Genomic DNA, 23,661 nt, shown 5'->3' on the forward strand with positions numbered 1-23,661 from the left:
ACATGAGCGTTATGAGTGTGTCTATCCTTATTTTAATTTGGCAAGCCTGTGGTTTTTTAAACGTATTGCCACAATATATATTGCCTACACCGTTAGAAATTATGCAATCGATTTTCCGAGATTACGCGTATTTGTTGTATCATGGACAATTCACATTGTTTGTGGCATTGCTAGGATTGTTGCTTGGTGTCATGATTGCGGTTGTCTTGTCGCTAATTATGGATAGTGTGCCGCTATTTCAAAAAGCCATTTATCCATTTTTAGTCATGACACAAACGATTCCAACCATTGCATTGGCACCCATTTTAGTGTTGTGGCTTGGATATGGTATGTTGCCTAAAATTGTACTCATTGTCATGACGACAACTTTCCCCATTGTGATTAGTATTTTGGACGGTTTTCGCCAAGCAGATAAAGATACGTTAATGCTATTTCAATTGATGCGCGCAACAAAACAACAAACGTTAGTACATTTTAAAATCCCTGCAACATTACCTTATTTTTTTGCAGGACTACGAGTGAGTGTATCTTACGCCTTTATTTCGGCGGTCGTGTCAGAATGGTTAGGTGGATTTGAAGGTTTAGGGGTGTATATGATTCGTGCCAAAAAAATTTTTCAATACGATACGATGTTTGCGATTATTATCATTGTCTCAATCATTAGTTTATTGAGCATGAAAGCAGTAGAACAACTAGAAAAACGCGTCATTACATGGCGAAGATAGAAGGGGATAAAAATGAAAAAGGTAGTAACATTATTAAGCGTTGCTTTGTTAGGTTTATTTGGGTGCTCTAATCCAGAAACAGCCAAACAAACTTCACCAAAAACATTAGAAAAAGTTGATTTTATTTTAGATTGGACACCTAATACAAACCATACGGGATTGTATGTGGCAAAAGAAAAAGGTTTTTTAGCAGCTGAAGGCATTGATTTAGACATTAAATTGCCACCCGAAGATAGTTCGAGTGATTTAGTGGTCAATAATAAAGCGCCGTTTGCCGTTTATTTCCAAGATTCTATGGCGAAAAAATTAGCAAAAGGAGCGCCTATTTCAGCGGTTGCTGCAATTGTTGAACACAATACATCGGGAATTATTTCTAAAAAAGAAACGGGAATTACATCACCAAAACAACTTGAAGGCAAAACATATGGGACGTGGAATGATCCTATTGAATTGGCAATGTTGTCGCATATCGTGACGCAACAAGGCGGTCGTTACGATGACGTAAAACTCGTTCCAAATGTTGATTCCAATTCAATGGTTCCCATTGTAAACGGCTTGTTTGATAGTGCATGGGTCTTTCACGCTTGGGACGGTATCATGGCTAAAGAAGAATTAAAATTGGATACCAATTTCTTCTATTTAAAAGATTATGCACCACAATTGGATTATTACACACCAGTTATTATCGCAAACAATGAGTATTTAAAAAATAATCCCGAGCAAGCTAAAAAAGTGTTGCGCGCGATAAAAAAAGGTTACCAATACGCCATTGAACACCCCGAAGAAAGTGCGGATATTTTAATAAAGTATGCGCCTGAATTAAAAGAAAGACGTGATTTTATCGTGAAATCACAACAATACATTTCAAAACAATATGCAAGTGACCCAAAACGTTGGGGAGAGATTGATGCAAAACGTTGGAATGACTTTTATCAATTTTTAGCAGACGCTAAAATATTAGACAATAAATTACCAGAAAATGCTGGTTTTACGAATGAGTACTTAAAATAATGACAAATTTAAATGTAAAAAACGTTAGTTTTTCATATGAACAGACAAAAATATTAGACAATATTAGTTTACATGTAAACAATGGAGAATTTGTGACCATATTAGGAACAAGTGGTGTCGGAAAAACAACACTATTCCATTTAATTGCAGGATTGATTGATGGACAAGAAGGGCAAATCGAAGTGGATAATGTTCCATTATTAAAACATCAAGTGAGCTACATGTTACAAAAAGATGTGCTATTACCACATAAGAGCGTCATTGATAATGTGATGTTGCCTAAAATCATTCAAGGGATCAATAAACGTGAAGCGCATCAAGAAGCGCTTGCTTTATTAGAACAATTTCAATTAGATGCGTACGCTACAAAATATCCGCATGAATTAAGTGGTGGCATGAAACAACGTATCGCCTTATTACGAACCTACATGTTTGGGCATTCACTCTTTTTATTAGATGAAGCATTCGGGGCTTTGGACGCGTTGACAAAGTTAGAAGTGCATCAATGGTATAAAGCCATTCATAAACAGTTTCAATTAACGAGTGTGCTCATTACGCACGATGTGCAAGAAGCCGTTGACTTGAGTGATCGTATTTACATTATGCAAGGTCGCCCCGGTAAAATTACCGCAGAGTTGGTTATTAACATCAATCCAAATGAAGATGAAGCTATCCAACGGACAAAATATAAACAAGAAATATTGAGCATTTTAGGTGTAAAAAAATAGCGTACATTTGGTGATGGCAACTTCCGATAGGGCGTTGCCATCACCTTTTAAATCGAGTTTATGTCATTAAAATTAAAAGTAATGGAAATGGTGTTGAGTGTTTTAAAAAATGAGAAAAAAGTACCTATTTAAATATTGAATTATTTTTCAAAATTTGCTTTCCACATGAAAAAGATAATGCTATAATTACAACATAAAATAGAATGGAGGTATTATGTATTTTGAAATATGTAATCAATAAGCTAGGCAAAATGATAGCGGTATTCATTTTGCTAGCATCACAGCTTCTCAGTTTTGGCGGGGGGTACACCCAAGCCTTTGCAGAAGATAATACAACTTCGGTTGTTACAACATCTGTAACATATGTTGATAAGAGTGTGACTGGCACAAAATCTGGAGAAAATACATCGTTTTATTTAAACGTTGCTGTATCCGGATCAAACACAAATTATCAACAACCATATGTTGATGTTGAATTTAGTAAGTCTCTTTTTGAAAAACCAAATAACCCGTCAACCGCAGCGAGTTTGGAAAAATATGAATTGGTAGAAACGGCTGATAAATATATTATGCGTTTTACGTATAAAAGTTTAGCAGGTGGTACAAACGTCTCAATTCCTTTTCAGTTGAAATTAAAACCGCATCAATTGATGAATAACGAAAAATTTGATATCAAACAAACGTTTTTCACGAATGATGATGTAGAAGTTTACAACAATACCAATCAATTTGTTGTTGAAACGAATAAACCAACGATTGGTAGAATTGCAAATTATGTTCATACCATTCCAGGTCCTGAACCAGTTCCAGCAACAGTAGCAAATGATCATATCGTTACAATTCCGGGTCCAGGTCTTCTACCACCACAAGTTCAATATGCAGGATATGGTAGAGATAGTCGACCAGTTGAAGTGAGTATTGTTACCCCTGATAATTTTATGTTCGATCAAGCGTTAAATGCCGACTGGACCTATGATGCTACAACGAAAACATTAAAACGTGTCATTATTCCTAACGAGACAAAAACTAGTGGTACGTATGATTTTAATTTTGCTTTTAAACTACAAAATCAACCGTTTGATGTTCCGGTACCGTTTACGTACTCAATAGCTTATAAAAATAATGACGGTACAACAGAACCGATTGAAAGCAATCGTGTACAAAATGTAACGTTTAACTATTATCCTTACCAAGAAGGAACAATGGGAATTGTAAAAACAGGTACACCTTATCAACGTTTTTATTCTGAAACAGATTTTAATTCGGAATATGCTTGGACCTTAGGTATTGATTTTGGCGATGCTACGAAATATGTTCAAATCGGAGATAAAGTTGGATTTGATAAAATCACGGATACACCATCTAATAATGTGGGACTTAAATTTAATGAAGTTGCCATTTATACACCTGCTGCTTTACCGAACGGCATTTACGATGCAGATAATTTAGCGAAATTATCACGTAACCGTGTCGTTGGGACTTTACCAGATGATTCGACAGAAGAAATCGCGAGAAATGTTCCACTGTCAACATCTGCTAATAAACAATTTGTTAATTTAAATGGTAAAGTATTTAAAAAAGTAGAATTTATTTTTGATGAGCCTGTTTTAGTCACTAAACTAGATGACAAAATCCATAGAGTTATTGTGGTTGAGTATCGTACAACATTGGATCAACCAACAATTGCTAAAATCGATACATGGGCAAAAGATTTAAAAAACTATAGACAAACATATAGCATTCCAAACAGAGCTAGTGTTTCGTACAAGACACATACTTCACCGGAAGCTCTTTCTTCAACAACTGTACGTCCATCATTGGCGTTTGTTTTTGGATCATACACTTATTTAACAACACCTAATGGTGGTACTTTAGTTTATCCAGATCAAGTCATTCAATACCGTAACCGTCTTAACATTGAACAACGTTCACGGGCGGATAAAGAGTTTAAAGATGGTAAAGTGATTATTTTAGCACCTCCAGGATTAATTTGGAACGGTGTAACTAGAGTAAGAGATGAGGATCCTTCAGAAGGAACCTTTAAATTAAGTGATACATATGAAACCGTTTATAACTATAAAGACACTGGTAAAACAGCGTATATTTACGATATTGTAGAAAGTACAATTTACGGAAATAAAACAGATGATTCTCTTTTAGATGATTATAAAGAAATAATTGGGTCATTTACAACAACACGTGAGTTACCTGAAAATACAACGTTAACTATTGAAACACTATATTCATTTAGTAATAATAAAGTCTTTAATAATGATTTAATTGTCGGTAACAAACCAGACCGATTAGATGTTGATGAAGATGGCGATACTGCGGAAAATCTTACTGATTCATCTGCACCATTTATTTTCACACCACCAAAAGAGTTGATTGTAAGTAAAAAATCAAAAAATGACGGTGAAGAAGACGGGAAATACTTCAGTAGTACAACAACAGACGGTTTAGATGTCTTAAATTATCGTGTTGATATTTTTAATAATACAGATAATCCAATTGGAAATGCTACTGTAATTGATGTGTTGCCACATTTAAATGATTTGGTCATCGTACCAAATAAAGAAGGTGTCTATGCTGAACGTGGTACAGAGTACCGTTCTACTTTAGTAGGACCAGTTACAGCACCAGAAGGGTATACAGTGTATTACACAAGCGATGCTCCAAAAGGCACATTGGCAGGAAATGTAGCGTTGAATTGGGTATTAGCCAATGCCGTTACAGATTTTTCAAAAGTGACAGCTTTAAAATTTGTAATGAACCCAGGTAAAGAAATTGCTCCAAAAATGACAGACCATGTGTACTTTAGTGTCAAAAATCCTTCAACAACAACTGTTGATGGTAATCGCGTTTCAAATAATACGGTAGCGTACTACTTCGGCAATAACGTTGATGGTGCGGTAGAATCTTTCAAAAATACAGCTGTTTTAACAGAGTATGTTGTTAAAGGTAAAGCGTATTATGACCGTAATGATGACAGTACATTTAATGAGGGTGATGTTGTAATTGCCAATCGTGAAGTCGTATTGTACAAAGTTGAAAATGATGTTGAAACTGAAGTATCTCGAACAACAACAAATGATGCGGGAGATTACACATTTACTAACATCATTGAAAAACGCGGTGACTATCGTGTTAAAATTACAAAAAATCCAAATGATTTATTAACAACTCCTTTAGCATCTACAGCTACAGATGTTAATAATGACTTAACGGCTGATGATTATGCTGCGGTAACGTTAGATGCCCAAAAACAACGTGGCGTATTAAACTTAGCGTTAAAAAATATTTTCGGTACAGTAAATACTTACCATCAAAGTGAAACGGGAGAAACGTTATCACCAAGTACAACACAAGTAGGCGTGGTAAACACTACTTACAATACGCAACCAGCAACAATTGAAAACTACACATTTAAAGAAGTATCGACAACTTTAGGTTCAGCAGCTACTGGTAACTTTATTGATGGCACGGTTAATGTGTACTATATTTACCAACGTAGTAATGCTGGTAAAGTTACTGTAACGCATAAAGATGAAACAGGTGCAACAGTATCTCCACAAGTTGAATTGAATGGAACGAATAAACTTGGTTTACCATACACAACGAATTTCGTAACTGTGGAAAACTTTACATTGATTACGACACCAGAAAATGCGACAGGAACATTTACAACAGTTGATCAAACGGTTAACTATGTATACCGTCGTAATGATGCTGGTAAAGTTACTGTAACGCATAAAGATGAAACAGGTGCCGTATTAGCGCAACCAGTTGAATTAAACGGTACACAAAAACTAGGTTTACCATATACAACAAATGCAGTAACAGTTGAAAATCACACATTGATTACAACTCCAACAAATGCAACAGGAACGTTTACAACAGGCGAACAAACAGTTAACTATGTCTACCGTCGTAATGATGCTGGTAAAGTTACTGTAACGCATAAAGATGAAACGGGTGCCGTATTAGCGCAACCAGTTGAATTGAATGGTACACAAAAATTAGGTTTACCATATACAACAAATGCAGTAACAGTTGAAAATCACACATTGATTACAACTCCAACAAATGCAACAGGAACGTTTACAACAGGCGAACAAACAGTTAACTATGTCTACCGTCGTAATGATGCTGGTAAAGTTACTGTAACGCACAAAGATGAAACAGGTGCCGTATTAGCGCAACCAGTTGAATTAAACGGTACACAAAAATTAGGTTTACCATATACAACAAATGCAGCAACGATTGACAACTATGAATTAGTGACAACACCAACAAACGCGACAGGAACGTTTGCAACAGGCGAACAAACTGTTGAGTATGTATACCGTCGTAAAAATGCTGGTAAAGTTGTTGTGACACATAAAGATGAAACAGGTGCTGTATTAGCGCAACAAGTTGAGTTAGATGGCACACAAAAACTAGGTTTACCATATACAACAAATGCAGTAACAGTTGAAAATCACACGTTGATTGCAACACCAACAAACGCAACAGGAACATTTACAACAGGCGAACAAACTGTTGAGTATGTCTACCGTCGTAATGATGCTGGTAAAGTTGTTGTGACACATAAAGATGAAACAGGTGCCGTATTAGCACAACAAGTTGAGTTAGATGGCACACAAAAACTAGGTTTACCATACACAACAAATGCAGCAACAGTTGAAAATCATACGTTGATTGCAACACCAACAAACGCAACAGGAGCATTTACAACAGGCGAACAAACTGTTGAGTATGTCTACCGTCGTAATGATGCTGGTAAAGTTGTAGTAACATTCAAAGATGAAAACGGCGAAGTGTTAGCTGAACAAGTTGAATTAGATGGCACACAAAAATTAGGTTTACCATACGAAACAACATCAGCGACAGTTGAAAACTATGAATTAGTGGTAACACCAGAAAATGCGACAGGCACATTTACAACAGAAGAACAAACGGTTGAATATGTTTATCGTCGTAAAAACGCTGAAAAAGTTGTGGTAACATTCAAAGACGAAAACGGCGAAGTGTTAGCTGAACAAGTTGAATTAGATGGTACACAAAAACTAGGTTTACCATACGAAACAACATCAGCGACAGTTGAAAACTATGAATTAGTGGTAACACCAGAAAATGCGACAGGCACATTTACAACAGAAGAACAAACCGTTGAATATGTATACCGTCGTAAAAATGCTGAAAAAGTTGTGGTAACATTCAAAGACGAAAATGGTAATGCATTATTACCACCAGTTGAATTGGATGGCACACAAAAATTAGGTTTACCATACGAAACAACATCAGCGACAGTTGAAAACTATGAATTAGTGGTAACACCAGAAAATGCGACAGGAACATTTACAACCGAAGAACAAACAGTTGAATATGTCTACCGTCGTAAAAACGCTGAAAAAGTTGTGGTAACATTTAAAGACGAAAAAGGTAATGTATTAGCACCATCAGTTGAATTAGACGGTACACAAAAATTAGGCTTACCGTACGAAACAACATCAGCAACAGTTGAAAACTATGAATTAGTTGCATTACCAGCAAACGCGACAGGCACATTTACAACCGAAGAACAAACGGTTGAATATGTATACCGTCGTAAAAATGCTGAAAAAGTTGTCGTAACATTCAAAGACGAAAACGGTAATGTATTAGCACCATCAGTTGAATTAGATGGTACAAACCAATTAGGTTTACCATACGAAACAACATCAGCGACAGTTGAAAACTATGAACTAGTTGCATTACCAACAAACGCAACGGGCACATTTACAACAGATAAACAAACGGTTGAATATGTATACCGTCGTAAAGACGCTGGTAAAGTGGTTGTAACGTATACTGATGAAAACGGTAAAGTGCTAGCGCAACAAGTTGAGTTAGACGGTAAAAATAAACTAGGCTTACCATATGACACTGAAAATAAAGTCATTGAAGGTTATGTATTGATTGCCGTACCAGCCAATAAAGCAGGTATCTTCGGTACAGACGCTCAAGAAGTACGCTATGTTTATCGTGCTTTACCAAAACCTCAATTGCCAAAAACAGGACAACAATCTGACTTTGTTGGATTAGGTGGTATTTTATTGGCAGTTGCTTACATGTTAAAACGTCAAAGAAAACAACATGTGAAATAACACATTTTAAAAAATAAAATTAACGTGTCGGTACTAATCTGATTAGTGCCAACACGTTTTTTGTTTTGATATGACGATGATTTATGAGATAATGAAAAGTAGGCATCTCTTTAATTTTAAAAATGTCTTTTTGAATTTTGATGGATTAAAGAAGATGATGAATATAAAAAGTGAGGCAATAAATGATTAAATATATTATTTCAGATGTTGATGGGACGTTACTAGGCAATGATAAACAATTACCACAACGCAATTTCAATGCCATTCAAAAAGCACAGAAAAGCGGTATTCAATTTGGTATTGCGACAGGACGAGATATAAAGGGTATGATGTTTGTATCTGAAAAATACGGCATTCGATTGGATTTAGGCGTTGTTGGTAATGGCGCACAAGCCGTTGATAAAAATGGGCGATTTTTGGCAGAATGTTACTTGCAAACGGATGCTTTTTTAAAGGCTACAGCAATTTTGACGCAACAAAATTTACCGTATATGGTCTATACAAAAGAGGGCGTTTTTGCGGTGAATCCAGAATGGGTGAGAGACTGTTTTATTGAGCGCTCACGCATTAAACATGGTGCAACGGCAAGTGATTATCAGCCGGGCGGTCGACTAAGCCATATGGCGTGTATGACGCTACAACCCATTGATGATTTAAGTACGTTTGCCGAGCGTCACGATATGATTAAAGTCGAATCGTTTGCAGTGGATGTTTCGCATATTATCAAAACAAAAAGTCAAATTTCTCAAATTCCAAATATTTCTTGCTTATCGTCATTTCCTGATAATATTGAAATTACAGATCATATGGCTCAAAAGGGGTTAGTGTTAGAACGTATTTTACCGTTGTTAAATGCAACAAAAGAAGAAGTGGTGGTCATTGGAGATGCGTTAAATGATACGACATTGTTTGAATGCTTTCCATATGCTTTTGCACCAAGCAATGCCATTGAAGAGATTAAGAAAAAAGCGTTTAAAGTGGTCTCATCAAATGATGATGGAGCAGTTGCTGATGCGATTGAATGGGCATTAAAGTATAATCAAAACGAAATAAAATAACACAACAAAAAACTGATACGCTCTTGACGATTGTATCAGTTTTTTATGTTCTAAATATTAAATGATGTATAAATCATCTTTTCCAATTTGTCCGTCATAAAACGGTGTGATGAAGCAAAAAGGCACTATATTTTTTTAGATGCAGTTGAGCGAATGAAAGGGTTTCTATAAAAGGAATACGCTAGTTGTGTTGTCATAACGACCCAAATGATTGGTTCGCATAGCATAATGCCAAGATACCCCATATGTGGAACGATCAATAGCACGAATAATATTTTACCAACTAATTCAATGATACTTGAGATAAGCGGTTGTATTTTTTGACCCAATCCTTGTAGCGCATTACGCAAGCAAAGTAGAATGCCCAATACACAAAATAGCGGAGTGGCGATAAAAATATATGTTTTTGCCGTTTCAACTAGTACGGGATGCGTGCTTCCTGAAATGAAAATGATGAGCGGTTCTGCGACAACATACATCAATAAGGCAACAAACACTCCCCAAATCATTGAACATTTAAACGCATAATTTATCGCTTTTCGAATACGTGCATATTGTTTTGCACCAAAGTTTTGAGAAACAAACGTTGTTAGTGCCGTTCCAAAACTTGTAATTGGCATCAGGAAGAAAAATTGAACACGACGTGCCGTTGTTTGTGCAGCAATAATGAGCGGACCGAATTGGTTGACCGATGTTTGTAAAATGACGGATCCAATCGACACAATGGATGACATAAACCCCATTGACAACCCCTGTGCTAGTAGTTCTTTTAATAGCGCTTCATCAATTTTAAAATCGTTTTGATGTGGTAATAAGGTTGGCGCTTTAAAGTAAATATACGTAAAGCAACTGACGGCAGAAAAGAGTTGTGCAATAACAGTGGCGTATGCCGCTCCTTGAATACCGGTATGCAATTGGGTGATGAATACAATGTCCAACACAATGTTGATAATACTAGCAATGACTAAAATAATGAGTGGTACGACACTATTACCAATTGCTCTCAACAACCCAGCCCCTAAGTTATAAGCAAACGTGACACTCACAAACATTAAAATAATGTAAATGTAGGAAAACGCTTGGTCGATAATTTCTGCGGGAGTGTGTAAAGTTTGTAATAACGGGTGTAAACCGAAGTGACCGATGATCATAACCATCAAAGAAATGCCGACACCGACCATAATGGCGTGTGCAGCGGATTGTCGAACGCGGTTTAAATCATTCGCTCCAAAAAAACGAGCAGTTACAATGCTCATTCCGTTACCGATACCTAAAGCAAAGCCGACAATTAATTCAAAAACGGCTGCGGTAGATCCAACTGCGGCTAGGGCGTTTTCGCCTAAAAAATTACCAACAATAGTTGTATCTGCGGCATTGTAAAGTTGTTGAAAAATGGTTGAAATAAAAATCGGTATAGCAAAAAGAATTAAGGCACGCATAATCGGTGCATGTGTTAAATCTGTCTGTTTCTTCATTAGCATGTCTCCTTAAAATATCTTCAATAGTATATCATAAAAGTGGTTATGTTGGCTCTATGTTAAATAGGGTTGGTAGCTTATGCCATCAACCCTAAAAATCAGACGATCACAATCATTTAAAAAGACTGTTGACACTTTATTGGTCAACAGTCTAAACCTATCTTCAGTTCGTTTTTATTAAATACCATCATGTAAATCTTCTACTTCAATAATATTAAAATGGCGTTTATTTAATTTTGCGTTTAGTTTATCAAAAACGTCTGGTTCAATTTTGTCAGGTAGTGTAATGACTAAACGACGTGATTGAGTATAGTGGTCTTTATCAAATGTTTGTAAACCGGTAATTTCGGTAAATTTTTTGACAATTTTGACCACTTCTAAAAATGACGTGTCGTCTTCGGGGATTTCAATGGCTAAAGCAAAACTCGCTTGTGTGACACGCCACGATTCCGATAACATGTTCATCACATCTGTGTGACGAACGATGCCTAAAAAGTGATGTTTGTCATCTAAAACACTAATATAAGGTAAATCTTTTAATGTAAAAAATAGAGTGTAGAAAGAATCTGTTTGATACACATATTTTGTTGCGTTTTTAATGAGTAACATCACAGAGTCGTTTAAACTGCCACCATTGACTAAATGTTGATAAATATGATAGCGGTATAAGTTTCCGCGATATAGCGTTTCACTCGTATCTAATATCGGTAAACTACGGACGCTATTGTCTTCCATTAGTTGTAAAGCTGTCCCTAAATTAAATTCAGTTGTCGCAAAGGTCAGTTTAACTTTTGGAATTAAAAGTGCATTGATTAGCATAATGTATCCTTTTTAATTTTTTTCTAAATAGATTATAACATTTTTAATTTAGTATAGCCACAACGTTGAACTCTTTTTGTCAATTCACTAAAAATGTGGTAAAATATCACGTGATTAAACGCTTTTTAAGCAAGAAAGTGAGACGTTTTATGTCAAAAGGAATGACTGTACAAAATATGATTTTAACGTTGCAAAACTATTGGTCAAACCAAGGGTGTTTGCTATTACAAGCTTATGATACGGAAAAAGGGGCGGGAACAATGAGTCCGTACACTTTTTTACGTGCCATTGGTCCAGAACCGTGGAATGCGGCATATGTAGAACCAAGTCGTCGACCAGCAGATGGTCGTTATGGCGAAAATCCAAACCGCTTGTTTCAACATCATCAATTCCAAGTAGTGATGAAGCCATCACCAGATAATATTCAAGAATTATATTTAGATAGTTTAAAAGCACTAGGTATCGACCCGCTGGAACACGACATTCGTTTCGTAGAAGACAACTGGGAAAATCCATCATTGGGTTGTGCTGGATTAGGTTGGGAAGTTTGGTTAGATGGTATGGAAATTACACAATTTACTTATTTCCAACAAGTTGGTGGTTTAGAATGTTCGCCAGTAACGGCAGAAATCACTTACGGATTGGAACGTTTAGCCTCTTATATTCAAGAAGTGGAAAGCGTGTATGATTTACAATGGACGGATGCTGTAAAATATGGTGACATTTTTACACAACCTGAATTTGAACATTCAACATATGCATTTGAAAATAGTAACGCAGAATTATTATTAGAACTATTTGATAAATACGAAAAAGAAGCGTTAGCACAAATGGAAAAACAACTTGTCCATCCAGCGTATGACTACGTTTTAAAATGCTCACACACATTTAACTTAATGGATGCGCGCGGTATTATTTCCGTAACAGATCGTGCCGGTTATTTAGCACGTATTCGTAATATGGCACGCACGGTTGCAAAAACGTTTGTTCAAGCGCGTCGTGATTTAGGGTATCCATTATTAAGCCGTGAAGAAGCAGAAACATTATTGGCACAGGAGGCACAAAACTAATGGCAAAAGATTTACTACTAGAAGTGGGATTAGAAGAAGTCCCTGCAAAATACGTTAGCGCCTCTATTGAGCAGTTGACACAACGTGTTCAAACATTTTTAGATGATTTAAAATTAGAATATGTATCCATTGAAGGTATGGGAACACCACGTCGTTTTGCAGTTATTGTAAAAGGATTACAAGAGCAGCAAGCAGATAGCGTTATTGTGCATAAAGGACCTGCTAAAAAAATTGCGTGTGATGAAGCGGGCAATTGGACAAAAGCAGCAGTTGGCTTTGTTTCGGGAAAAGGGTTAAGTGTCGATGACATTTATTTTGAAGACATTAAAGGTGTAGAGTACGTTCATGTGAAACAACACATTTCAGGTGAAGCGACAGAACAATTATTACCGGGTCTAAAAGATGTCATCATGAGTATGACATTCCCAATCGCGATGACATGGGGTAAACATACATTCCGTTACATTCGACCAATTCACTGGTTGATTGCGCAATTCGGTAACACGACAATTCCGTTTGACATTTTAGGCGTACACACTGGGACAACAACACGTGGTCATCGTTTTTTAGGACATGATACGGTTGTGTTGTCAGCGGATGAGTATGAAAGCGCACTAGCTAAAGAGTTTGTCATTGTGAATTTAAACGCACGTAAGGCGATGATTAGAGAGCAAATTCAACAATTAGCTGCTCAAAATCATTGGGTTGTTGACATTGATGAAGACTTATTGGAAGAAGTGACAAACATTGTCGAGTATCCAACCGCTTTTTATGGCACCTTTGATGAAAAATATTTGGCTGTACCGGATGAAGTGTTGATTACGACAATGAAAGAGCACCAACGCTATTTTTATGTAAAATCAGCACAGGGACAATTGTTACCGTTCTTTATTTCAGTGCGCAATGGTAATGAACAACATTTACAAAACGTTGCCAAAGGAAACGAAAAAGTATTGGTGGCACGTTTAGAAGATGCGTTATTCTTTACGAATGAAGATGCTAAAATTAAAGTCGAAACAGCTGTTAAAAAATTGGATAATGTGAATTTCCACGTTAAAATCGGGTCAATTGCACAAAAAATGGCAAATGTTGGTCAAATCGTGTCCATTTTAGGTGAAGCGCTAGAAGTTGACGTAACGGCTGCCCAAGAAGCTGCAAAAATTTACAAATTTGACTTAGTGACGAATATGGTTGGCGAATTCCCTGAATTACAAGGGATTATGGGTGAGAAATACGCTTTAGCACAAGGGTATCCAGCCGGAGTTGCCCAAGCCATTCGTGAACATTATTTACCATTGTCTGCCGAAGGTGCTTTACCAGAGAGTTTGGCGGGGAGTGTATTGAGTTTAGCCGATAAAATTGATTCACTCATTAGTTTCTTTAAAATTGGTATGGTGCCGACTGGATCAAACGATCCATACGCGTTACGTCGTAGTGCAATCGGTATCGTGCGTTTATTGGAAACAAATGATTGGGCAATTGATTTGGACGAATTATTCTCATTGTTGTTAAATGATGTTTACGGCGTTGATTACGACAATCAACAAAGTCTATTGGAACAATTACACTTGTTTATGGTTGCACGTGTTCAACAACGCTTACAAGTTGATCATGTCCGTCATGATATTATTCAATCGGCATTAGAAATTGATGTTTTCTCTGTACCGTTTATTATTGAAAATGCACATGAATTACAAAATCATACAAATGATGAAACGTTTAAAGAAACGATTGAAGCCATGACGCGTGTTGTAAATTTATTTGATAAATCATTTGAAATCGAATTTGAATTAAAACCATTTGACGTGTCATTGGCACAAACAAAAAGTGAAGTGGCATTACATGAAGCCGTTGAAGCGATTGAAGATGTAACGTATGAAACGTATGTGCAATTAACACCGTATATTACCGCCTTTTTTGAAGATAATATGGTGTTTGTAGATGATGAAACGATTCGCAACAATCGTTTATGTTTAATTTCAGATGCAGCGCAATTGATTTTATATTACGCTGATCCAACTAAAATTGTGAAGTAAGGCAGATTTTCTGCCTTTTTTCATCGAAAGGAGTTTTCATGTACGATTATATAAAAGGTGTTCTAACCGCCATTCATCCAACTGCCATTACTGTGGAGGCAGGTGGTATTGGGTACGCCGTATCGGTATCTAATCCGTATTCATTTTCAAGTCTGCTTGAGCAATCTATTATGATTTACACGTATCAAGCCGTACGCGAAGATGCGATAACGTTATACGGATTTCCAACGTATGACGAAAAACAGTTATTTTTAAAATTGATTAGTGTATCGGGGATTGGACCAAAAAGTGCATTATCTATTTTGGCGAGTCAAGATGCACAAGGCTTGATGCAAGCAATTGAAAATAACGATGTGACGTATTTAACGAAATTCCCTGGCGTTGGGAAAAAAACTGCAGGACAACTCGTGTTGGACTTGAAAGGAAAATTAGGTGCGGTAGGGGTAAGTGAAACGGTTGAAGAAGAAATTATCAGTGAATCGCCAGTATTAGATGATGTGACACAGGCGTTACTAGGATTAGGCTATTCAAATAAAGAAATTCGCCTTATTATGCCGACTTTAAAAGAACAACAACATGATTCAACACAAAGTGCGTTAAGTGCCGCATTTAAATTATTGTTAGGTAAAAAGTAGTGGAATACTCGTTATGTTTGGCATAGCGAGTATTTTTATCAACTGAAACAAATTATTTGACTTTGTTTTGTGATGGTTAGATACTGTTAGTATATTAACTTTACTATTAATATGTGTTTAACGTATCAATAAGATAGGGGGATAATAAGTGATTAATGATATTATCACGTATTTCAATCAAAATGGTTTAGCTTATGGGCAAGCCGTTTGGGAACATCTTTATTTGAGTTTTTCAGCTTTTTTGATTTGTATTTTACTAGGATTGCCAGTTGGGTATTTAGCGCATCGTATGAAATGGTTAAATGTGGTGAGTCAAGGTGTCGTTTATGCGTTGCGAGTGATTCCAAGTTTAGCCGTCTTATTTATTTTAATTCCGTATACGGGTGTCGGATTTTATCCGGCGTTAATTGCGCTAGTCGTATTAGGGTTACCACCCATTTTATTAAACACAATTCTTGGCTTTAAACAAGTAGATGAAGTCGTTGTTGAATCTGGGATAGCGCTTGGCATGACGCAAAAAGATTTATTGAAAAAAGTACAATTGCCGTTAGCGTTACCGTATATTCTCAATGGTATGAAATTATCGTTAATTGAAATTTTGGCAAGTGCCACATTAGCCACATACATTGGCGCGGGAGGTCTTGGAAAAATTATTTTTACAGGACTTGGTTTGTATCGTGTGGATTTATTAGTAATAGGTGGTGTTTCGGTGATGCTATTGTCTTGTCTTAGCATGATTGTGTTCCAAATCATCATTAAAAGAGGTACGTATCATGAACATTAGAAAACTATTTTCCACAATCTTACTGTGTGTAATGACAACCGCTCTTATTGGACTTGTTGTATTTGATAAAAATAGTACAACACCACAAATAACACAAAAAAATCAAATACGTATCGGGTCAAAAGATTTTACGGAAAATGTCATTGTGTCTGAAATTTACGCACAAGCGTTAGAATATCATGGGTATTCGGTGACACGTGTTCAAAATATTGCCAGTTCGGTAATTCATAATGCCATTGTAAATGACGAAATTGATCTTTATCCAGAATATACCGGAACGGGATTGCTATCGATTTTAAAAGAACAGATGCAAACAGACCCGCTTAAAGTGTACGAAACGGTTAAATCGCAGTATGAACAAAAATTTCAACTCATGTGGTTAAATTATGCTTCGGCAAATGATGGGCAAGGGTTAGTCATCCGTACACAAGTTGCGCGTGAATTAAACATTAAAACGATTTCTGATTTACAGCAACACGCGAATCAATTGCGTTTTGCGTCACAAGGGGAGTTTGATCAGCGAGAAGACGGGATTGTCGGTCTGACGAAAGTTTATGGGCCGTTCCAGTGGAAAGCCAATCAAGTGTATGACAATAGTTTAAAATATAAAATTTTAGAAAATGATCAAGCGGATGTCACGCCTGCTTATACGACTGAAGGACAATTGGTCAATACGCAAACATTCACCGTTCTTGAAGACGACAAACAATTTTGGCCACCTTACAATTTAGCGCCAGTTGTTCGTCATAGCACATTACAAAACACCCCAGAAATTGCGGATATTTTAAATAAAGTGTCTGCACATTTGGACACGCAAACAATGACGACGTTGAATGCAAAAGTTGACGTTGAGGGACAAGATTACGCCAAAGTGGCGAAAGAGTATTTTGAAAGTATTAAAAACGGGTTGTAAAATGATAGAATTTAAAAACGTAAGTAAACAATATAATGATAAAACGGTTGTCAACGATGTGAATTTGACGATTGACAAAGGTGAATTTGTTACGATTTTAGGAACGTCGGGGTCGGGGAAAACGACACTGTTAAAAATGATTAATCGACTCATCGAGCCAACTCAGGGGACTGTGTTCGTTGATGGAGAAGATATTTCAACACTGGATGCGGTACGTTTACGTCGTAAAATAGGGTATGTCGTGCAACAAATTGGTTTGTTTCCACATATGAGTGTTTCGGAAAATATTGCAACGGTACCGAAATTGCTTGGCTGGGATAAAGAGAAAATAGAAGAGCGCGTGAGAGAATTGCTGGATATGGTGCAATTACCTTTTGATGAGTATGCGATGCGTTATCCAAAGCAATTGTCGGGTGGGCAACAGCAACGTGTCGGTGTGGCGCGATCTTTAGCGGCAGATCCGTGTATTGTTTTGTTTGATGAACCGTTCGGGGCGATTGATGCCATTACGCGACAAGACTTACAAGACGAGTTGCGTCAAATTCATCAAACCGTTCGTCAAAAAACATTTGTGCTCATTACGCATGATATTTATGAAGCGTTTAAATTAGGGACAAAAGTGATTATTATGGATAATGGTGTTGTTTGTCAGTACGACACGCCACAAAATATTATCAATCATCCGGCGAATGCATTTGTTGAAAAATTAATTGATACTGCGCGTCAACAAGAAAGTTTGTGGAGTGTGTATCATGATTGAATATTATCGCCAATTTTCTCAGCAATTGATTCATTTAACTGTGGAACATATCCAAATTGTCATAACAAGTTTGCTGATTGCGTTAGTAATTGCGAGCACCATGACGGTTGTTTTGCATTTTCATAAAAAATGGCAAGATATTTCTTTAACAACCTTCAGTTTATTATATGTTATTCCAAGTTTTGCCTTTTTTGCGCTACTCATTCCTGTGACAGGGTTAGGTCAAACAACGGCGATTGTTGTATTAGTTGTTTATGCCCAATATACATTAATCCGGACCTTTTTAGCAGGATTATCACAAGTGGATAGTAGTATTACACAAAGTGCCATTGGTATGGGCATGACAAAATGGCAAGTATTTTGGAAAGTTGAAGTGCCGTTAAGTTTACCGTCTTTTTTTGCCGGTCTACGTTTAACCATAACTGCACTTGTAGGGATTACAACCATTGCCGCTAGTATTAATGGTGGTGGTTTAGGCGTACTCCTTTTTGATGGCTTACACACAATGAGTATGGTCAAAATACTTTGGGGAGCCATATTAACCGTTTCAGTAACCATTTACTTTAATATTATGGTCTATTTGATGGAAGACATGACGCGTTAAGTGTATCAAAGTGTATTGCATACTTTTTAAAAAAATTTTTTGAATCGAATCATCAACCGTTTAACAACCGTTTAACGTGTGGCGATTCGATTTTTTGTGTTTCATGTTAAATAAGGTTGATGGCTTATGCCATCAACCTTAAACGGTATACAGTTTTGCATAAAAATAGGGGATTTAGTCTGTAACGCAATCGTGAATAACTGATATTACAGACTTTCTTTAATCATTTGAATGAGTTGATTGTTTTCTTGAATGAATTGATCAGCACCTTCACGTGTTAAACCGTCAATTTGCCAAAAACATTCGGTTAAATGCGATTTGATTTCTCCTTGAAGTGCTTCTCCGTCTTTGGTGAGTTGTACATATAGTTGACGTTTGTCGTTGTCTGTCTTTAATCGAATGAGGTAGTTTTTTTCTTCTAAACGTTTGAATAGGGGTGTTAGTGTATTGCTAGATAACTCAAGTCGTTGACCGATTTCTTTTAATGATAATCTTTTTTCTTCCCACAGCACCACGAGTACAAGATACTGTGTGTAGGTTAAGTCATATTTTTTTAAATGTTTTTGATAGAATTGACGAAATAGTCTCTCTACTGTATAGAAAGAATAGCAGAGTTGATGTGATAGTAAATCGTTCATGTGAATTCTCCAATCGTTTGCGATTGATTTTAGAATAGCATAAAATTTTTTTGTTGACAAAATATTGTAACTCACTTAAAATAATCGCGCGAGATTAAATTTATGAAATATAAAAAAGATGTGTTTCATGTATAAGGGTAATGCACATGGTACACACAAAAAATAACAAAATTTAAAAGTGACAGGATGAGTAAAAGGAGTTTATCAACAATGAACGTAGGAAAAATAACAAAATTATTCAGTGGATTAGTAGCGTTAGAGTTTTTATATATTTTTTATTTGGAGACAATGATTACGGCTTCTGATAAAACGTCACAAGTCTTTAAAATTCCTGTGGAGATATTAAATACGGATACGGTGACACTATTGTTCCAAAATCAAGGTGTCTATAATTTAATGATTGCATTATTAATTATCTATACGCTTGCTTTTAGTAAAAATAAAGTTGAATTATTAATGGTAACACTAGTCTATATTTTAGTCGTTGCACTTTATGGTGGCTTTACAAGTGACATTAGCATTTTCTTCAAGCAAGGTAGTCTACCACTTTTAGCAATGATGAGTTTGCTTTATGATGTTATGAAAAATAAAAAAATGGCTTAAAAAATAAACTTACACCAATAGGTATCATGTATACGATTGGTGTAAGTTTTTTATATTTATACATGTATTTTATACAAATAATAAAATTGTATTTTTTTAAAAAAAGGACTTGCCAATTTTAATTTTATCATTTATACTTGTATCAGATACAAATACAAGATAAACAAAGGAGATTATCATGACAAAAAAATACGATAAAAGATTTTCAGTATCCATTTTACTTTGGATGCGACAAGATAAATTACGTCAAGAGGGTATGGACTACTGGTCTGGTCCCCATTCGCAAATTATTGCTGCTTCACCGGGACTTTTAGAATATCGACAACAACACTTGAGTGAAACGCAATATAATTTTTGGCCAAGTGCAGAAGGGTTGGATACACAAGTTTCTGATGATCGTCGAATAGATGGAATAGCAGAAGTTACTTTTGGAAATATGTTATCACCAATTGCTGGACGCAAACAAACAGCTTTAGCTTTTCAAGATGAAATAAATGTTTTTCGAAGAACGCTGATGCATATGGGATTTCCATTTTCTTCAAGATGGTTTAAAACATTTGACACTAACGTAACGCAGTTACGAGATGTTTTGTATGTACGTCGAAAAGATGGCATCAGCAGCAGAGCCTTTAAAAAAATGATTCATGATCATTTAGCAAGTCATCTTGCTGATTTGTCTGATGTGACAGAAGTACGAACGCAAGTCTACATGCCTTGGCATAAAGCGACTTGGAATACACCGAATGTTGCTCATGATAACCCTAAAAAAGATCATCTTCATGCATCTATCATTGTTGGTTTTGCGAATGAAGAAGCAAGAAAGCATTTTTACCAAAATATTGCACCAACATTGAATACAGACATTGTTGGCTATGCTTCAGCAGTTCATGCGTATCACATTGATAAAACATTAACTTTTGTTGAAAATGGTCAAAGAATTTCTTTATAATTATCTGAATATAAAGATTGAAGATTTCAAAAAATATAATAAAACACTTGTTATCAATTATTGAACGTGTTAAACTTGTTCTTGTAACTGATACAACAACAGAAAGGAGAACGTATGGATACAAAATTTTCAGTAGCACTACATATTTTAGCGATGATTAGTGAAAGTAAAGACGTATTGAGTTCTCAAGCATTGGCTGAAAGTGTCGGCACCAATGCGAGTTATATACGAAAAGTGATTGCGTTGTTAAAAAACGCCGGTATCATTTCGTCTCAACAAGGACGAACTGGGTATCAGTTGAGTAAATCACCTGATGACATTTCATTACTTGAGATTTACTTTGCCACACAAGAAGTTGAACATATCAATTTATTTCAAATTCATCAAAATACTAACAGAGAATGTCCTGTTGGGAAACATATTGAAGAAGCCATGGTGCCTATTTTTATGAATGTTGAACAGCATTTAGAAAATGAATTAGGTGATCAAACTTTGAAAAAAGTGATTGATAATCTTTATCAAATCGCTAATAAAAAATGTATCTGACTTTACGGTCAGATTTTCTTACAAACAACATAGACTTGTTGTTGATACAAATACAAATGAAAAGGAAGAAAAAATGAAAGCAGCACAACACACAACATATGATAAAAATAATATTGCATTAAATATAACAGAAATTGAAAAACCTCATATTACAGCTAACCAAGTTCTTGTAAAAGTGACGGCAGCAGGTGTTAATCCATTAGATAATATGATTTCTCGCGGAGACGTTAAGTTAATTGTTCCTTATAAATTACCACAAACCGCTGGAAATGAGTTAGTTGGGTTAGTAGAGGAAGTTGGAGCAAATGTGACCAATTTTGAAATTGGTGAACGTGTTTTTGGTCGTTTACCGCTAGATAGTATCGGGGCGTTTGCTGAATATGTAGCCGTTGATGCCAATGCTTTGGCAAAGGTACCAGACTATTTAAGCGATGTTGAAGCGGCAGCAATTCCACTGACGGCATTAACGATTATGCAGGCACTTGATTTAATGCAAGCACAAGAAGGAAAAACAATTTTTATTTCTGGTGGTACAGGTGGTGTCGGCGGAATGGCAATTCCAATTGCTAAAGCAAAGGGACTTACTGTCATTACAAATGGAGATGGTCTAAACGCGGAGCGTGTTTTAGCGCTAGGTGCCGATCAATTTATCGATTATAAAACAGAAGATTATACACAAATACTCAGCGACGTTGATTATGTTTTAGATACACTTGGTGGTGATGAAACAGAAAAACAAATGACAATCATGAAAAAAGGTGGCCATTTAGTTTCTTTACGTGCCATGCCAAATGGAGAATTTGCTAAACGAATGAATTTGCCAAAGCATAAACAAATTTTATTTGGAGCGGCAGGTCATAAATTTGATAAAATGGCAGCAAAATATGATGTGCATTATCATTTTATTTTTGTAACAAGTAATGGTAAACAACTACAAGAAGTTGCTGATATTTTCAGTGAACGTCAAATTAAACCGTCAATTGATACGGTTTATGCGTTTGAAGACGTTAATGCTGCATTGGATAAGGTAGCCAACGGCCGTTCTCGTGGAAAAACCGTTTTAAGTTTTAAAGAAATGTAGGAGAAAAATATGGCATATATAACAACTAAAAATCAATATATTACTGTTGCGGGACATCGTATTGCTTATCGTGAATTGGGCAAAGGAAAGTCATCACTTCCTTTAGTCATGCTGGTTCATTTAGCGGCGACTTTGGATAATTGGGATCCAAAATTATTGGATTTAATTGCAGAAAAACACCATGTTATTGTTGTCGACTTAAACGGTGTCGGTGGTAGTGAAGGGAAAGTCGCGTCGACTATTCCGGGAATGGCAAAACAAGCCGTTGACATTATTACAACCTTGGGATATGAGCGTATCAATTTGCTTGGTTTATCCATGGGTGGTATGATTGCACAAGAAATCGTGCGTCTTAATTCAAGTTTGGTCAATCGCTTAATTTTAGCGGGTACGGGTTCTCGTGGTGGTAAAGAAATCGATAAAGTGACGAGTAAAACGTTCCGTTATATGCTCAAAGCTGGAATTGAGCGAATCGATCCGAAACGCTATATTTTTTATAATCATGACGAAGACGGTAAATTTGAAGCGGATAAAGTGTTGGGACGAATGGGCATGAGAACGGCTGATAACGCCGATAAACCGATGCGTATTTCAGGTTTCTTAACGCAATTAAAAGCGATTAAACGTTGGGGAAAAGACGCTCAAGATGACTTACACTACATTACACAGCCAACGTTAATCGTTAATGGTGATAACGATATGCAAGTGCCGACAGAAAATTCATATGATATGCATGAAAAAATAAAAGACAGTCAATTGATCATTTATGCTAAAGCGGGGCACGGTTCTATTTTTCAATTTGCCGATGAATTTGCCAAAGCGTTAATCGCATTTTTAGCAGAATAAAAGCTAGCATTTGAAATCGTTTAAGCGATTTTTGATTTTGCCTGTTTTAGCGTGGCATTTCAACAGTGTTGTTTAGAAATGATTACCGTTTTTCACGTGTTAGGCATGTGACTAAAAAGAGAGCATTGTACAACTTAAAACGCATCACAATAAATTTTAGTTTCTAATGATATCGTGAAATAGTCGCATCAATTTGGTGCGACTTTTTGCTATGCTCTTTAATGACAA

The 23,661-nt window shown here is 36.2% G+C and carries 20 protein-coding genes; 17 read left to right on the forward strand and 3 right to left on the reverse strand.

The features are described 5' to 3' along the window. Window positions 1-2: 2 nt before the first annotated feature. From J7S27_02625 to J7S27_02645, 5 genes are all read left to right on the forward strand, one after another. On the forward strand, window positions 3-725 hold the full coding sequence (locus J7S27_02625; protein ID QTU83433.1) for an ABC transporter permease: 723 nt from the start codon (window positions 3-5) through the stop codon (window positions 723-725). A 12-nt stretch (window positions 726-737) separates the two neighbouring features. Then, the gene (locus J7S27_02630) at window positions 738-1,736 is read left to right on the forward strand and encodes an ABC transporter substrate-binding protein (GenBank protein ID QTU83434.1); all 999 of its coding nucleotides are present in this window, start codon (window positions 738-740) and stop codon (window positions 1,734-1,736) included. Beyond that, a complete protein-coding gene (locus tag J7S27_02635; protein QTU83435.1) occupies window positions 1,736-2,464 on the forward strand; it encodes an ABC transporter ATP-binding protein in 729 nt (242 codons plus the stop codon). Before J7S27_02630 ends, J7S27_02635 begins: the two co-directional genes overlap by 1 nt. Before the next feature lie 221 nt (window positions 2,465-2,685). Further along, window positions 2,686-8,613 (forward strand): MucBP domain-containing protein, encoded by a 5,928-nt coding sequence (locus J7S27_02640; GenBank protein QTU83436.1) that lies wholly within the window; start codon window positions 2,686-2,688, stop codon window positions 8,611-8,613. A 182-nt stretch (window positions 8,614-8,795) separates the two neighbouring features. After that, on the forward strand, window positions 8,796-9,671 hold the full coding sequence (locus tag J7S27_02645; GenBank protein QTU83437.1) for an HAD family hydrolase: 876 nt from the start codon (window positions 8,796-8,798) through the stop codon (window positions 9,669-9,671). A gap of 125 nt (window positions 9,672-9,796) precedes the next feature. Here the strand turns inward: J7S27_02645 and J7S27_02650 are convergent, their stop codons facing one another. Then, window positions 9,797-11,152 carry an MATE family efflux transporter gene (locus J7S27_02650; GenBank protein ID QTU83438.1) on the reverse strand — a complete coding sequence of 452 codons (1,356 nt, stop codon included), beginning with the start codon at window positions 11,150-11,152 and terminating at the stop codon, window positions 9,797-9,799. Window positions 11,153-11,326: 174 nt separating this feature from the next. Further along, on the reverse strand, window positions 11,327-11,968 hold the full coding sequence (locus J7S27_02655) for a CBS domain-containing protein (GenBank protein ID QTU83439.1): 642 nt from the start codon (window positions 11,966-11,968) through the stop codon (window positions 11,327-11,329). A gap of 149 nt (window positions 11,969-12,117) precedes the next feature. Here J7S27_02655 and glyQ point away from each other — a divergent pair, with 149 nt between their 5' ends. From glyQ to J7S27_02690, 7 genes are all read left to right on the forward strand, one after another. Beyond that, window positions 12,118-13,038: a glycine--tRNA ligase subunit alpha gene (glyQ, locus tag J7S27_02660; protein ID QTU83440.1), complete on the forward strand. Its 921-nt coding sequence runs from the start codon at window positions 12,118-12,120 to the stop codon at window positions 13,036-13,038. Then, window positions 13,038-15,074, forward strand: coding sequence for a glycine--tRNA ligase subunit beta (locus J7S27_02665; protein ID QTU83441.1), 2,037 nt, complete (start codon window positions 13,038-13,040; stop codon window positions 15,072-15,074). Before glyQ ends, J7S27_02665 begins: the two co-directional genes overlap by 1 nt. A gap of 38 nt (window positions 15,075-15,112) precedes the next feature. Continuing rightward, window positions 15,113-15,709, forward strand: a complete 597-nt coding sequence (gene ruvA / locus J7S27_02670; protein ID QTU83442.1) for a Holliday junction branch migration protein RuvA — start codon at window positions 15,113-15,115, stop codon at window positions 15,707-15,709. Between the two features lie 148 nt (window positions 15,710-15,857). Further along, complete coding sequence (locus J7S27_02675; protein QTU83443.1) at window positions 15,858-16,493, forward strand: ABC transporter permease; 636 nt, start codon at window positions 15,858-15,860, stop codon at window positions 16,491-16,493. Next, window positions 16,483-17,406: a glycine/betaine ABC transporter substrate-binding protein gene (locus J7S27_02680; protein ID QTU83444.1), complete on the forward strand. Its 924-nt coding sequence runs from the start codon at window positions 16,483-16,485 to the stop codon at window positions 17,404-17,406. Before J7S27_02675 ends, J7S27_02680 begins: the two co-directional genes overlap by 11 nt. A gap of 1 nt (window position 17,407) precedes the next feature. Continuing rightward, on the forward strand, window positions 17,408-18,166 hold the full coding sequence (locus J7S27_02685; protein ID QTU83445.1) for an ABC transporter ATP-binding protein: 759 nt from the start codon (window positions 17,408-17,410) through the stop codon (window positions 18,164-18,166). Continuing rightward, window positions 18,159-18,770 carry an ABC transporter permease gene (locus J7S27_02690; protein ID QTU83446.1) on the forward strand — a complete coding sequence of 204 codons (612 nt, stop codon included), beginning with the start codon at window positions 18,159-18,161 and terminating at the stop codon, window positions 18,768-18,770. The genes J7S27_02685 and J7S27_02690 overlap by 8 nt, the downstream gene beginning before the upstream one ends. Window positions 18,771-18,976: 206 nt before the next feature. Here J7S27_02690 and J7S27_02695 read toward each other — a convergent pair whose 3' ends face one another. After that, the gene (locus J7S27_02695) at window positions 18,977-19,408 is read right to left on the reverse strand and encodes a MarR family transcriptional regulator (GenBank protein ID QTU83447.1); all 432 of its coding nucleotides are present in this window, start codon (window positions 19,406-19,408) and stop codon (window positions 18,977-18,979) included. A gap of 210 nt (window positions 19,409-19,618) precedes the next feature. Between J7S27_02695 and J7S27_02700 the strand changes: the two genes are divergently transcribed. From J7S27_02700 to J7S27_02720, 5 genes are all read left to right on the forward strand, one after another. Further along, the gene (locus tag J7S27_02700) at window positions 19,619-20,011 is read left to right on the forward strand and encodes a DUF1304 family protein (protein QTU83448.1); all 393 of its coding nucleotides are present in this window, start codon (window positions 19,619-19,621) and stop codon (window positions 20,009-20,011) included. A 178-nt stretch (window positions 20,012-20,189) separates the two neighbouring features. Next, window positions 20,190-20,960 (forward strand): hypothetical protein, encoded by a 771-nt coding sequence (locus J7S27_02705; protein ID QTU83449.1) that lies wholly within the window; start codon window positions 20,190-20,192, stop codon window positions 20,958-20,960. Window positions 20,961-21,074: 114 nt separating this feature from the next. Further along, window positions 21,075-21,506: an Rrf2 family transcriptional regulator gene (locus tag J7S27_02710; GenBank protein QTU83450.1), complete on the forward strand. Its 432-nt coding sequence runs from the start codon at window positions 21,075-21,077 to the stop codon at window positions 21,504-21,506. Between the two features lie 73 nt (window positions 21,507-21,579). After that, window positions 21,580-22,587, forward strand: a complete 1,008-nt coding sequence (locus J7S27_02715; GenBank protein QTU83451.1) for an NADP-dependent oxidoreductase — start codon at window positions 21,580-21,582, stop codon at window positions 22,585-22,587. A 9-nt stretch (window positions 22,588-22,596) separates the two neighbouring features. Next, window positions 22,597-23,433 carry an alpha/beta hydrolase gene (locus J7S27_02720; GenBank protein QTU83452.1) on the forward strand — a complete coding sequence of 279 codons (837 nt, stop codon included), beginning with the start codon at window positions 22,597-22,599 and terminating at the stop codon, window positions 23,431-23,433. Window positions 23,434-23,661 lie beyond the last annotated feature (228 nt).

The sequence above is a fragment of the Carnobacteriaceae bacterium zg-C25 genome (genome assembly GCA_017945845.1).
Taxonomy (GTDB): Bacteria; Bacillota; Bacilli; order Lactobacillales; family Aerococcaceae; genus WM01.